Consider the following 13255-nt stretch of genomic DNA (forward strand, 5'->3'; position numbering starts at 1 on the left):
CTTGAACCAAACTCCCCCTGCCCCCACTTTTTGATACAAGCTCAAAGCTTATCTATGAGATGTCACTTTTTGGTTACATTTCTTATAGATACTGGTCTTGAGACCATTAATTCAAATAAACCCTTTAACGTTATAACCAACTTTTGGAGTCATATCGATGAACATTCGTCCTTTACATGACCGTATCGTCGTTCGCCGCGTAGAAGAAGAGCAAAAGACTGCTGGTGGTATCTTGCTACCTGGTTCGGCACAAGAAAAACCATCACAAGGTGAAGTGTTGGCAACAGGCAATGGTCAGATTCGTGACAATGGCGACATTCGCGCGTTAGATGTAAAAGCTGGCGACAAAGTCTTGTTCGGTCAATATGCTGGTCAAACCGTGAAAGTTGACGGCGAAGAACTACTTATTATGAAAGAGTCTGATGTATTGGGTGTGCTAGAAGGCTAGTCCTTTTGAGTATGATTGAGTACTCAGCATATCTTTGACCATAAGCGTTTTTAATGACCTATATTTAATGACGCTCATTTAAAACGTCAAGCTGGTCAATACACTATCGACTCATTTAAATGTATTTTTATATTTATAATAATGGAGTAAATTAACATGGCAAAAGATGTAAAATTCGGTATTGATGCTCGTAAACAAATGATGGACGGTGTCAACGTTTTGGCAAACGCCGTAAAAGTCACGCTAGGCCCTAAAGGTCGCAACGTGGTGATTGACAAGTCTTTTGGCGCACCAACCATCACCAAAGACGGTGTGTCGGTTGCCAAAGAGATCGAGCTTGAAAACAAATTCGAAAACATGGGCGCGCAGTTGGTTCGTGAAGTCGCGAGCCGCACCAACGATGTCGCTGGTGACGGTACCACGACGGCGACCGTATTGGCTCAGTCGATCTTGCAAGAAGGCATGAAGTCTGTCGCTGCTGGCATGAACCCAATGGATCTCAAGCGCGGTATCGACAAAGCGGTACGCGAAGCGGTTAAAGAGATTCATAACCTATCTACCCCAGCTGATGATCACAAAGCAATCGCCCAAGTAGGCTCTATCTCTGCCAACTCAGACACCAAAATCGGTGAGCTGATCTCGCAAGCGATGGAAAAAGTCGGTAAGCAAGGCGTGATCACGGTTGAAGAAGGTTCAAGCTTTGAAGATACCCTAGAAGTGGTCGAAGGTATGCAGTTTGACCGTGGTTATATCAGCCCATACTTTGCCAACAAGCAAGACAGCCTAACTGCTGAATTTGAAAACCCATATATCTTATTGGTTGACAAAAAAATCAGCAACATCCGTGAAATCGTGCCACTACTTGAGCAAGTCATGCAGCAAAGCAAGCCATTGCTAATCATTGCTGAAGACGTAGAAAACGAAGCATTGGCTACGCTAGTGGTTAACAACATGCGTGGCGGCCTAAAAACTTGTGCCGTTAAAGCACCAGGTTTCGGCGATCGTCGTAAAGCCATGCTAGAAGATATCGCAACGCTCACTGGTGGTACAGTCATCTCTGAAGAGATTGGCCTGAGCCTTGAGACGGCGACCCTAGAGCAATTGGGTACTGCGAAAAAAGTCACTGTTGGTAAAGAAAACACCGTCATCGTCGATGGTGCTGGTAACAAAGCCGACATCGAAAACCGTGTTGAATCTATCAACCGTCAGATCGCAGAGTCTACCTCTGACTACGACAAAGAAAAGCTACAAGAGCGTGTGGCCAAACTAGCAGGCGGCGTAGCAGTTATCAAAGTCGGCGCAGCAACTGAAACCGAAATGAAAGAGAAAAAAGACCGTGTTGATGATGCGCTACATGCGACTCGCGCTGCGGTTGAAGAAGGCGTCGTCCCTGGTGGCGGTGTTGCATTAGTCCGTGCGATGAATGCCTTGTCTGACTTAACTGGCGACAACGACGACCAAAACGCAGGTATCAACATCCTACGCCGCGCGATGGAAGCACCACTTCGTCAAATCGTCACCAACTCAGGTGAAGAAGCGTCAGTGGTCGTCAATGAGGTGAAAGGCGGTAGCGGTAACTATGGCTATAACGCTGCGAGTGGCGAGTATGGCGATATGCTAGAGATGGGTATCCTTGACCCTGCCAAAGTATCACGCTCAGCATTAGAAAACGCAGCCTCTGTTGCCGGTCTGATGCTCACGACTGAAGCGATGATTACTGATCTACCAGAAGGTGATGACCCAATGGCTGCTATGGGCGGCGCTGCTGGTGGAATGGGCGGTATGGGTGGAATGGGCGGCATGATGTAATTTTACTTCTGCTACAAAGCGATTTCTTTTTGTCAGACGCGCTCAATGTACAATAGGTGCTATTTCCGCTCGTCTTCCTTGATAAATCGATTTTCGCTGAAAGTATGAATAACATCACGTACCTGTAAAATCTAGTCCAAATAAAACCCCCGATAGGCTGAGCTTATCGGGGGTTTTTTTATGCAAGATAAGTATGTTTTGGCTAAAAGATTACGCATCTGCCTCATTACGTCGAAACGTCCACGTTTTATCATCAGACAGCTCATCGACATAATAATATCCTGCCAAGTCAAACTGCTTTAATTGCTCAGCCTTGGTCAATTTATTGTCAGCAGCATATTTCACCATCAATCCACGGGCTTTTTTGGCATAAAAGCTAATCACTTTATAGTTGCCATTTTTCTCATCTTCAAATCGTGGTGTGATGATTTCTGCTTTTAGGGCCCTTTTCTTGACCGATTTAAAATACTCATTGGAGGCCAGGTTTATCAATACCTTGTCTTCGCTATCAGCCATGCGTGCATTGATAACATCAGTCACTTCCTCGCCCCAAAACTCGTATAAGTTATCTCCGCGCTCATTTTTCAGCTTAGTGCCCATCTCTAAGCGATACGGCTGAATCAAATCTAGTGGTTTCAATACGCCATACAGCCCCGACAAAATACCCAAATGCTCATTGACGTAGATGGCAGTGTCCTTGTCCATACCATACATATCCAGACCCGTATAAACATCGCCATCAAATAGATAAGCGGCAGGCTTGGCGTTTTCGGTGGTAAAAGGTTTGTCATTATCCCATTGCCACTGCTGGTTGCGCGCTGCATTGAGCTGCGCCAAATCGTCAGAGATGCTCATCAGCGCTTGCAAATCAACCGGCTCTTTTGTCTTAAGTATTTTCATTAATGCCTGCGCATGGTCAATCAGCTCAGGCTGGCTATAGTAGTTGCCTAGGTTGACAGGGATGTCGTCTGTCTCGTTTAAAGACTTGGCAGGTGAGAGTAAAAAATACATGGCTAATCCTTATTCTGTGAAGTCAATGACTTATCCATCGCGGTGTCAAGTGCTCTGATTATACCTTATATGCAATTTTAACGTGATTTGACGTCATGGTTGGAGGGATTTTGCTGCTTAATTGACAAGAAAGTAAACATTTGAAAGGTGGTTAAGATGACCAGTAGGCTATATTTAGCAAGGGGTTAGCTTTCGTAGAAAAATAAAAGTTTTTAATATAACAATAAAAGTTATCCAGATGGTGTAAATGCCTAACTTTTAATTTTACTTGTTGGTCACCATTAGGCAATGAAAGTTGGCGGATGATGTCTCTATAATAAAAAGACATGATGGTGATGTAGTCATCATTTATTAAATTGATAGCCTTTGGTCAACATCTTGAACCAACAACGACCAAAGGTTTTTTTGTCCCCTGTGCTTTTTAAATGTGCGTTGAGGGTATTAAAGGTAGTCATTGAGACGTAAATAAAGTCATTAGACGTAAGTAAGGAGACGGTATGAAAATCGGTGTAATCAGTGCAGATATCGCAAGCGAGAGCCGTGTCGCGCTAACCCCAGACGCGGTCAAAAAACTGCGTAAGCTTGGGTTTGAGGTCGTCATCCAGTCAGGTGCAGGGCAGGCAGCCTACTATGCTGATGCGCTGTATCAGGCGGCAGGAGCCGACATTGCCAGCAGCAGCGCCGAGGTGATTGCCCAGTCTCAAATTATTACCACCATTCACGACTTGCCCACCGAAGTGACAGAGCATTTGAGCGCAGGCCAAATCGTCGTCGGGATGCTAGACCCTTACCGCAATACGCAGCTAGACACTTATGCTGCTAAAGGCGTTACGGCCTTTGCGATGGAGCTATTACCGCGCACACTGTCACGTGCCCAAAACATGGATGTGCTGTCGTCACAAGCCAACCTTGCAGGCTACAAAGCAGTGCTGCTGGCCGCCAATGAATACTCGCGCCCATTTCCGATGTTTATGACCTCGGCAGGGACAGTAAAACCCGCTAAAGTGGTGATCTTGGGTGTCGGTGTTGCAGGGTTACAAGCCATCGCGACAGCCAAGCGTTTGGGCGCGGTGGTAGAAGCCAGTGATCTGCGCCCTGCCGCAAAAGAGCAGGTGGAGTCACTGGGCGGTAAGTGGCTGGATGTGCCGATGAGTGACGATGAAGCACAAAAAGCCAAAGCAACGGGCGGCTATGCGTGGACGCCATCAGAACAATATATCAAAGACCAAGCTGCAGTCGTCGACAAAGCATTAAGCAATGCCGATATTGTCATTACCACAGCACAAATCCCTGGTCGCCAAGCTCCGCGCTTAGTCCATCAAGCAACCCTTGCTAAGATGAAAGCCGGCTCGGTGCTGATCGATATGGCAGCTGGCACAGGCGGCAACGTCGAGGGCAGTGCGCCAAATGAGACTGTCACCACAGACAATGGCGTGCGTATCGTTGGCGCGGCCAATATTCCATCACAGCTAGCGGCGCAGTCTTCAGACTTGTATGCCAATAACCTTGTCAACTTTATCACCACCTTAATTGCACCAGCTGCTACAGATGACGCGTCAGCAAACAAACTGGCACTGAACTTAGATATGGAAGATGAGATTCAGGGTGCACTGGCAGTGACCCACGACAACCAAGTGCGCTTGACCAAACGCTAGCCCTTGCTGATCGCCATGCATTTGCCAGACACGAATAAATTTTTAGGAGGATAAGATGATTGCCACCATTTTAGCGGCAGCGCCTGCCGGTGCAGCCATGAGTAGCACACCATTTGTCGCGATTTTTACCGTATTTGTACTCGCTATCTTTGTTGGATATTACGTCGTTTGGGGTGTGACCCCAGCGCTACATACGCCATTGATGGCGGTGACCAACGCCTTATCAAGTATCGTGATCGTCGGTGCGATGCTACAGACCGTCCATATCGACGGCTCGATGTTTACCCCGACCAGTTTGCTTGGTGCTTTTGCGGTATTTTTGGCCAGTATCAATATCTTTGGTGGTTTTGCGGTGACTGAACGTATGCTCGCGATGTTTAAGCCCAAAGCAAAAAAAACGCCAGTAGCAACATCTGAAAATGGAGGTGATGCATGAGCGATTTAACCCAATTTATTGCCACCAATGCAGATTGGTTTTATTTAGTCGGCGCTATCCTCTTTATTTTAACGTTACGCGGATTGTCGAGTCCAAAGACAGCGATTCGTGGCAACCGCTTTGGTATGGCAGCGATGGCAATTGCTGTTATCACCACCTTTTTCTTAGCAGAAGGCCCTGTACTGTGGTTAATCATCGGTGCGATGATCTTAGGTGCCATCGTCGGCATGTGGAAAGCAAAAACCGTCGCGATGACGCAAATGCCAGAAACGGTGGCGTTGATGCACTCATTTGTCGGTTTGGCAGCGGTGGCGATTGCGCTTGCCACGGTACTGCATACCGAGCAGCAGCATGGCGCGGTTGCCCGTGTTGAGCTATTTATCGGGTGCTTTATCGGTGCGATTACTTTTTCTGCCTCTGTCTTTGCTTTTGGTAAGCTTGCGGCAAAAAGCTGGGCAAAAACAGTCACGGGCGGCTGGGTAAAACCTGTTCAAGCCTTGCTATTTATAGCGATGATTGGGTTTGGCGGAGTGTATTTTGTCACGGATTCCTTGCCCGCGTTTTATGCGATGGCAGTGATTGCAGTGATTTTTGGCTGGATGTGGATTGCGCCCATCGGCGGCGGTGATATGCCAGTGGTCGTGTCGCTACTGAACTCATTTTCAGGTTGGGCGGCAGCAGGTATTGGCTTTACGCTGGGCAACTCGATGCTCATTATCGCAGGTTCGCTCGTCGGTTCCTCAGGTGCGATTTTATCTTATATCATGTGTAAAGCCATGAACCGCTCTCTACTAAACGTTTTATTTGGTGGTATGGGCACGTCAGCGGCCGCTGCAGGCGATGATGATGGCGCACCAAAAACATATAAAGCAGGCTCAGCAGAAGACGCAGGGTTCCTTATGTCCAATGCCAGCAATGTGGTCATCGTACCAGGTTACGGTATGGCACAAGGCCGCGCGCAAAACGCGGTAAAAGAATTGTACGAGCTATTAAAAGACGAAGGTGTCAACGTTCGCTTTGCCATTCATCCTGTTGCTGGTCGTATGCCAGGGCACATGAACGTACTATTGGCAGAGGCCGACGTGCCTTATGACGATATCCTAGAGATGGATGAGATTAATTCCGACTTTGCCAGTACCGATGTGGTCTTGGTCATCGGTGCCAACGACGTCGTCAACCCGTCAGCAAAAGACGATCCGACATCTCCTATCTTTGGTATGCCCATTTTAGAAGCCAACAAAGCGCAAACGGTAATGGTCATCAAGCGTTCGATGAGCACCGGCTATGCAGGTCTTGATAACAGCCTCTTCTATATGGACAAAACCATGATGATCTTTGGCGATGCTAAAAAGATGGTCGAAGAGATGGTTCGTAGTATCAATGGCGGCGGTCATTAATCGCTAAAATCAGCTTTTCAGCATAATTTTTGAGTATATTTTCTTAAATAAAAAAGTCACTTAGGTGGCTTTTTTGCGTTAAGGTAAGCCATCTTTCTATTCAGTTAGACTTTATACAAAATCAGAATTAAGAGAGTCATTTATGAACATGTTGATACGTTTTTTTATTATGATCAGTTTGCTAAAACAGCAGCGTGATAAACAGTCAGTAAAACAGCGTCTGAGCGCCGAGATGTTGGCCACACCGATAGTACGTCAGTACCGTGTCTTGCCGCACGATATGGGGTTTCGCGATCATCTGCCCAATTATCGTTATTTGTCCTTTATAGAATTAAACATCACCAAATGGCTGATGACTTGCTGTCATCAAAAGGGGATGAAAAATCTTGGCTGGATTATTGCTATGCAAGAGATGGTCTATCTTAAAGAAATTAAATTTCTTAATAAAATGACAGTAAATAGCGTGCTTGTCGGTTGGGATAAAAAATATGTGTATTTTGAAACGCGGTTTTTTGTCAAACATCAACTGATGGGTATTGGGATGACGAAGTTTGTCTTGACCGATAAAAAAGGTAAGTGCGCGCCGGCGGTATTGGATATGCTCGGCGAGCAGACCAATGACGTCATCGACTCATGGAATGCGCATCAAGTAGCGATAAAGTCTGCGCCAACTGTTCACTAGCTGACCGTAAGACAGTTTGGTGAAACAACATGGCTATAATCGGCTGCCGAAGTTTGGTACGATGTAGGCTGCTAAATCGACAAAAGAACTGACAAGCGATTGCACCACTCAACGTAATATTTTTAACTGACACAAGCTAAGGAGCCACCATGACCCCGCAAAAACTAAAATGGACAGACAGCCTCGATATCGCCATTGAGCTTTATGAGAAGTTTCCAGAGGTCGACCCGCAGTACATTCGTTTTACTGATTTGCACCGCTGGGTGACTGAGCTTGAAGGCTTTGATGATGATCCGCAGCGCTCAAACGAAGGTATTTTAGAAGCCATTCAAATGAATTGGATCGATGAAGCCGATTAAGGCGATTTTCTTCTTTAACAGTACATCCAATAACAATAACAGAGAACAACAGGGCAGGCAGCATCATGACGTCTCAAATTAAAGAGTTAGCCGAAGCGATAGCTTGTAATGGTATTAGCATTCGTACCACCAATCACGCTGAAATTAGCCATGAAACGGCGAAACTGGGCCGCTTATGGCAAAAGTTTTATCAAAATCACATGGGCGACTTGCCTGAAGGTGAAGATATTTATGGCGTTTACCACAATTATGAGAGCGATGATTTGGTCGGCGCTTTTGATGTGGTGGCCAGTTGGGAGGTGACGGGTGAACCTGAGGCCTCAAACGCGCCTAATCCTGCAGGCGGCTTGGTCGCGGTAAACATTCCTGCAGGCAAGTATTTGGTTTTCTCTGAAACAGGCAATATGCCAAATACGGTAATGAATGCATGGGAAAAGGCATGGGAGTACTTTAACGATCCAAACTGTGAACACACTCGCAACTTTGATGTAGACTTTGAGCACTATATCGATGGGAATTTAGAGTACGGCCAAGTCGACCTTTATATAGGTATTAAATAAAGCCGTAACTAGGGCGTGTCCTTATTTTAAAAATGGCGATAAAAATGAGATAAATCGCCGTCAAACAAGGAAAATAGCGCAGATAATATTGAGATATTAGTCAGCTATTTGACACCGTTTGGCCAGATTTAACCATTTTTAGCCCATTTAGAGGGTTGTCGATTGAATTGAAGACACGCCCTAGCTAACAACTTAAATGAGTTTTGAGCCAAAGCCGCCCATAAAAAAGCGCCAGTCATCTAAGACTCGCGCTTTTTTACTTTTCGGTTTTATCTACACAGTTACTCTAATAACAAATTTTCCAAAATCCCTTCATATATCTGCGCCAATTTGCCCAAGTCATCCACTTCTACTTTTTCATCGACCTGATGAATGGTAGCGTTACGGACACCAAGCTCGACCACTTGCGCACCAGTGGGTGCGATAAAGCGTCCATCGGATGTACCGCCTGATGTCGATAGCGTCGTGTCTGTACCTGTGACTGACTTGATCGCATTTTGACAGGCTGAAACCAGTTTTCCTTCAGGGGTCAAAAACGGCTGACCGGATAATTTCCATTGGATATCATAACTGGCTTTGCTATCAGCAAAATGCTTATCAAAGATAGCATGTGTTTTTGCTTTGAGTTCTTCTTCACTGGTTTCGGTCGAGAAGCGAAAGTTAAAGACGACCTCTAAGGTTTCGGGGATGACGTTGGTTGCGCCCGTACCACCATTGATATTTGAGACTTGTAAGGTCGTGGGCGGGAAGTAGTCGTTGCCGTTGTCCCAAGTTGCTGATGTCAGCTCGCTGAGCGCCGCCATCGCTGCATGGATAGGGTTACAGGCCAGATGCGGATAAGCGACGTGACCTTGTTTGCCAGTGACCGTCAACACCGCACCCAACGAGCCGCGGCGTCCGTTTTTGATGATATCGCCTAGCGTATCAGTACTTGACGGCTCACCAACGAGGCAGTAAGTTATTTTTTCTTGACGGGCCTCTAAGGTTTCAATGACTTTCACCGTGCCATTGATAGAGGGGCCTTCTTCATCTGAAGTGATTAAAAAGGCAATCGAGCCATTGTGTTCAGGGTGACTCGCGACGAAACGCTCGGCGGCGATGGTAAAGGCTGCAATGCCCGTTTTCATATCCGCTGCACCGCGCGCCCAAAGAAAGCCGTCTTTTATGGTTGGGGTAAAGGGCGGGTAGGTCCAGTTTTTCTCGTCGCCCGTCGGTACAACATCGGTATGGCCAGCAAAACAAATCACAGGGTCGGCTGTACCACGGCGTGCCCAGAGGTTTTTGACTTCCGCATGCTCGCCGCTCTGCTCTTTATTACCAAAGTACATAAACTCGCAGTCAAAGCCTGCTTTCGCTAGGCGAGACGACAAAATATCTTGACAGCCATCATCATCTGGAGTGACGGAAGGGCGCTCAAGTAAAGCGATGCTTAAGTCCAGTGTTTGCTGCTGATGAGTCATGTTTTGATTGTGAGCGTCAGACATGAAAAAACCTTTTTATTATAAAGTGAGAGGATAAGATTTTGGATTAAAGACTAGGGCGTGTTGCACATTCAACCATGGCACAAGCCGTAGCGGCTTATGATAGATTTATACGTTTTACATACTATCTTCAATAAATGGCACCAAACCATCTCGGCGCATCCATGTTGCGATAGAGTAGCGTTGCCGATGAGCGATTTGTACTTGATGTTGCAGATCGCTATCAAATATGACCAGTCGATTGGCAACAGGCATGACACTGTGATGGCTGCCGTGTTTATCAATGATTTCTAACGCGCCGCCATCGCTGGCTGTCCATTCATCATTAAGATAAAAAACCGCTGAGATAACACGCTCATCGCGGCCTGCAGGATTGTCGCTGTGCCATTGATAACCAAAGCCTGCCGGATAGCAGGCATAGTGTGCTTCACTATGGCGAATACCTGCAAACAAGCTTTGATTGAACAAAGCCGCTAGCGCGTTGATGGACTGCAAGTAATAAAATCCAGCAAAAAAGTTTTTTGTGATCCAGCGGATGCGATCACCGCGTATGTCACTGATGCGAACACCAGCCGTTAGCTCGGCGTCTCGGTATTGGACAAACCCACTCTCTGCCTGCAACGCCAGTAACGCCGTATGCGTAAACACCTCATCGATTACTATCCAACCATCATCGACGAGCTGATCGAGCTGTTTATCGGTCAGTTTATCAGCCCAGCACACCTCAAAGTCTGACATCTGCAAGGCATCTTGGCTCAATGACTTATCGTCTATGTCAGCGCAATTAGGGCTGTATGGGGTGAATCGCGGCGGATTGTCAGGACCTATTGGATGATCGACCACCAGCTTTGTCACATTTAGGTTGCTAATAATCTTAGTCATCTCACCTCGTTATTATCAATCAGCTGGCATTCAAGGCCCTTTTATTAAGAGCATTTACCAAAACCACATTATCTTTTACGCTGCCTATGCTACCATAGATGCAATTTTTCTTACTTTAAACTTTTGAGATTATGAACTATAAACACGCCTACCATGCTGGTAACTTTGCTGATGTGGTAAAACACATTTTATTGGTACAACTGCTTAATCAGCTGAGCCAAAAAAACAAACCCTTTTATGCGCTCGACGCTTACGGTGGTCGCGGTCTTTATTCACTCAGCAGTGAAGAAGCGCGCAAAACTGGTGAAGCCGAGGGTGGCATCAAAGCATTGTTAAAGCTTGATGACACCAAAATGGCACAAGCCCCAGCGGCTGTCAAAGACTATCTGGCAGGCATCAAGCAAGCCAAAGCCACTTATGATAATAAAGTTTACCCGGGTTCGCCATGGTGGATCGCCCATCATATCGAAAAAAACCCAGACACTGGCGTACGCGGCGAAGCGTTTGAGGCCAAAGCTAGCGAGTATGACGCGCTCAACTACCAATTGTACAAACTGCCCATTGGCATTCATCATCGTGATGCGTTTGAAGGCGTCACCGCTGTGATTCCGCCAGCCGAGCGCCGCGGTCTTATTTTTCTCGATCCTCCCTATGAGCAAGAGCATAAAGACTTTACCCGTCTGATCAATTTACTCGTCGCCGCCTATAATAAATGGCCACAAGGCACATATGCACTGTGGTTCCCGATCAAAAACATCGAAGCCGTTGAGCTGTTTTACAAAAAGCTGAAGCGTACCGAGATGAGACGTCAGCTGGTCTGTGAGCTAAATATCTATCCAAATGATGTCGCCGTGGGTCTCAATGGCACAGGTTTACTCGTCATCAATCCGCCATGGCAATTTGATAGTCATGCCCGTGAGATCTTGCGCTTTTTGCAGCCTGCTTTAAAAGTCGCTGATGCGCCAGAGCTGACACCTGATAGTGCCACCAATGTCCGCTGGCTAGTTGGCGAATAAGGATACCGTTATGACGACTGAGCAACCATCTCACCATAGTCTAAATGATAATGCCGCAACTCAGCCGCCTTTTGTTGATGAGCATGAGTTCAATATTCGCATGGCGGATAATGATAATTACGATGGCTTAACGTTTGAGGTGATTGAGACAGAAGTTGCAGAGGGTCAGCCGGTGGTTAGCCGCGGTGTCTATTTGGCCCCCAATTTGATTACCACCTTGTCGTTGTTGTCTGGCTTTTATTCGATTTTGGCCAGTACCCAAGGATCGTTTTACAAAGCCTCTCTGGCTATATTTTTGTCGGGGATTTTAGATGGGGCTGATGGCCGCGTCGCACGTATGCTCAATGCGCAAAGTCCCTTTGGCGAGCAGTATGACTCTCTAGCAGATATGCTGGCCTTTGGGGTTGCGCCTGCTATTTTAGTATATAGTTTTGCGTTGCAGCCGCTAGGCCGCATTGGTATTGGCTGTGCTTTTGTTTTTACCGCTTGCGCCGCTTTTCGTCTAGCGAGGTTTAATGTACAGATAGGCGAAGTTGATAAAAAATACTTTGTCGGTTTGGCCAGTCCATTGGCGGCTATATTGGTCACGTCCGCTGTCATGGTCGCGGTCGATCATAATGAGTGGGTCGGACAGTATGATACCGCTATTATACTCTTGTTTGCGGTGTGGGTTGTTATCTGTGGTCTGCTGATGGTCAGCAATGTCAAATACTATAGCTTTAAAGAGTTTGATAAAAAGAAAGTCCCATTTGTGGTACTTATTATTGGAGTGTTGATCATGAGCATCGTCCTCTATGACATTCCTGTTGGAATCTTAGCCATTGGCATTCTCTATGCGTTATCGGGCATTTTTACGACGATTAAAGCAAAAGCAAAAAGTTAGAGCTGCCTTTAAGCTTTGTATCTAGGGATTTACCGATAGGTAGATCCCCTTTTTATATTTTTAAGCACGATGCTAAGCCCAAGGATATAGACTGAGATAAACAAAAATAATGATGAATAGATATTAATAGTAATAACAATTAGTTAGAAAGAGTCATCGGAGATACAATTAAAGAGTGCGAATTATTTATCAGTTCCCCCTTGACCCCCACCCAAATACGCGTATAATGCCACCCAGTCGAAAGGGAAGGCGGATTAAAGAATGACTCATTTAAAGAATGATTCATCATCTTAAAATCCAAGTCTAACCAACTGATTTAAAATAAACTAAATTAGTTCTTGACTTACCAAATAAAGCGTCTATAATACGCACCTCATCAGGACGAGCTAAGCATTACTAGGGTAAATTACATAGTAACAACGCAGCGAACCTTGAGAAACAAATTAGATAAAAAAGCTTGACAAACCAAATCGTTATGATATGATAGTCGGCTCGCTAGATAGGATAAACCACTAAGGTTTAGCGCTATTTAGCCTTACTTACTATAAGTAAGCGAAATATCTTACTACTGGACGACAGTATAAGACACTATTTAAAAGCACAACTAAAGAACAACTTGTGTGGATTTTTGCTGAT

13 protein-coding genes are annotated in these 13255 nt (G+C 45.9%); 10 read left to right on the forward strand and 3 right to left on the reverse strand.

The genetic code is table 11. The annotated features are described in order from the left end of the window. The first annotated feature begins 157 nt into the window (after window positions 1–157). Window positions 158–448 carry a co-chaperone GroES gene (locus BTV99_RS10540; protein ID WP_075102316.1) on the forward strand — a complete coding sequence of 97 codons (291 nt, stop codon included), beginning with the start codon at window positions 158–160 and terminating at the stop codon, window positions 446–448. A gap of 156 nt (window positions 449–604) precedes the next feature. Then, entirely contained in the window at window positions 605–2257 is a 1653-nt protein-coding gene (gene groL / locus BTV99_RS10545; protein WP_075102317.1) for a chaperonin GroEL, read from the forward strand. Between the two features lie 210 nt (window positions 2258–2467). On the opposite strand, the gene yaaA is transcribed toward groL, so the two are convergent. Next, window positions 2468–3268 carry a peroxide stress protein YaaA gene (gene yaaA, locus BTV99_RS10550; protein WP_075102318.1) on the reverse strand — a complete coding sequence of 267 codons (801 nt, stop codon included), beginning with the start codon at window positions 3266–3268 and terminating at the stop codon, window positions 2468–2470. A 497-nt stretch (window positions 3269–3765) separates the two neighbouring features. On the opposite strand from yaaA, the gene BTV99_RS10555 reads away from it, so the two are divergent. The 6 genes from BTV99_RS10555 to BTV99_RS10580 all read left to right on the forward strand — a co-directional run bounded on the left by BTV99_RS10555 (window position 3766) and on the right by BTV99_RS10580 (window position 8357). Beyond that, window positions 3766–4923, forward strand: coding sequence for a Re/Si-specific NAD(P)(+) transhydrogenase subunit alpha (locus BTV99_RS10555; protein ID WP_075102319.1), 1158 nt, complete (start codon window positions 3766–3768; stop codon window positions 4921–4923). 97 nt (window positions 4924–5020) lie between these two features. Further along, window positions 5021–5359: a proton-translocating transhydrogenase family protein gene (locus tag BTV99_RS10560; protein WP_198411588.1), complete on the forward strand. Its 339-nt coding sequence runs from the start codon at window positions 5021–5023 to the stop codon at window positions 5357–5359. Next, on the forward strand, window positions 5356–6756 hold the full coding sequence (locus BTV99_RS10565) for an NAD(P)(+) transhydrogenase (Re/Si-specific) subunit beta (RefSeq protein WP_075102321.1): 1401 nt from the start codon (window positions 5356–5358) through the stop codon (window positions 6754–6756). The genes BTV99_RS10560 and BTV99_RS10565 overlap by 4 nt, the downstream gene beginning before the upstream one ends. A 142-nt stretch (window positions 6757–6898) precedes the next feature. After that, window positions 6899–7438, forward strand: coding sequence for an acyl-CoA thioesterase (locus tag BTV99_RS10570; RefSeq protein WP_075102322.1), 540 nt, complete (start codon window positions 6899–6901; stop codon window positions 7436–7438). A gap of 149 nt (window positions 7439–7587) precedes the next feature. Next, window positions 7588–7797: a Fe-S cluster assembly protein IscX gene (gene iscX, locus BTV99_RS10575; protein ID WP_071003236.1), complete on the forward strand. Its 210-nt coding sequence runs from the start codon at window positions 7588–7590 to the stop codon at window positions 7795–7797. A 65-nt stretch (window positions 7798–7862) separates the two neighbouring features. Continuing rightward, complete coding sequence (locus tag BTV99_RS10580) at window positions 7863–8357, forward strand: GyrI-like domain-containing protein (protein ID WP_075102323.1); 495 nt, start codon at window positions 7863–7865, stop codon at window positions 8355–8357. Window positions 8358–8638: 281 nt separating this feature from the next. Here the strand turns inward: BTV99_RS10580 and dapE are convergent, their stop codons facing one another. Both dapE and BTV99_RS10590 read right to left on the reverse strand, forming a co-directional pair. After that, window positions 8639–9841: a succinyl-diaminopimelate desuccinylase gene (gene dapE / locus BTV99_RS10585; RefSeq protein WP_075102324.1), complete on the reverse strand. Its 1203-nt coding sequence runs from the start codon at window positions 9839–9841 to the stop codon at window positions 8639–8641. Between the two features lie 114 nt (window positions 9842–9955). Next, window positions 9956–10720 (reverse strand): 2OG-Fe(II) oxygenase, encoded by a 765-nt coding sequence (locus BTV99_RS10590; protein ID WP_075102325.1) that lies wholly within the window; start codon window positions 10718–10720, stop codon window positions 9956–9958. Window positions 10721–10851: 131 nt separating this feature from the next. Here BTV99_RS10590 and BTV99_RS10595 point away from each other — a divergent pair, with 131 nt between their 5' ends. After that, the gene (locus BTV99_RS10595) at window positions 10852–11736 is read left to right on the forward strand and encodes a 23S rRNA (adenine(2030)-N(6))-methyltransferase RlmJ (protein ID WP_075102326.1); all 885 of its coding nucleotides are present in this window, start codon (window positions 10852–10854) and stop codon (window positions 11734–11736) included. Window positions 11737–11836: 100 nt separating this feature from the next. Next, entirely contained in the window at window positions 11837–12619 is a 783-nt protein-coding gene (gene pssA / locus BTV99_RS10600; RefSeq protein WP_075102334.1) for a CDP-diacylglycerol--serine O-phosphatidyltransferase, read from the forward strand. Window positions 12620–13255 lie beyond the last annotated feature (636 nt).

This window comes from Psychrobacter sp. Rd 27.2 (assembly GCF_001921755.1).
In the GTDB taxonomy this organism is placed as follows: Bacteria; Pseudomonadota; Gammaproteobacteria; order Pseudomonadales; family Moraxellaceae; genus Psychrobacter; species Psychrobacter celer.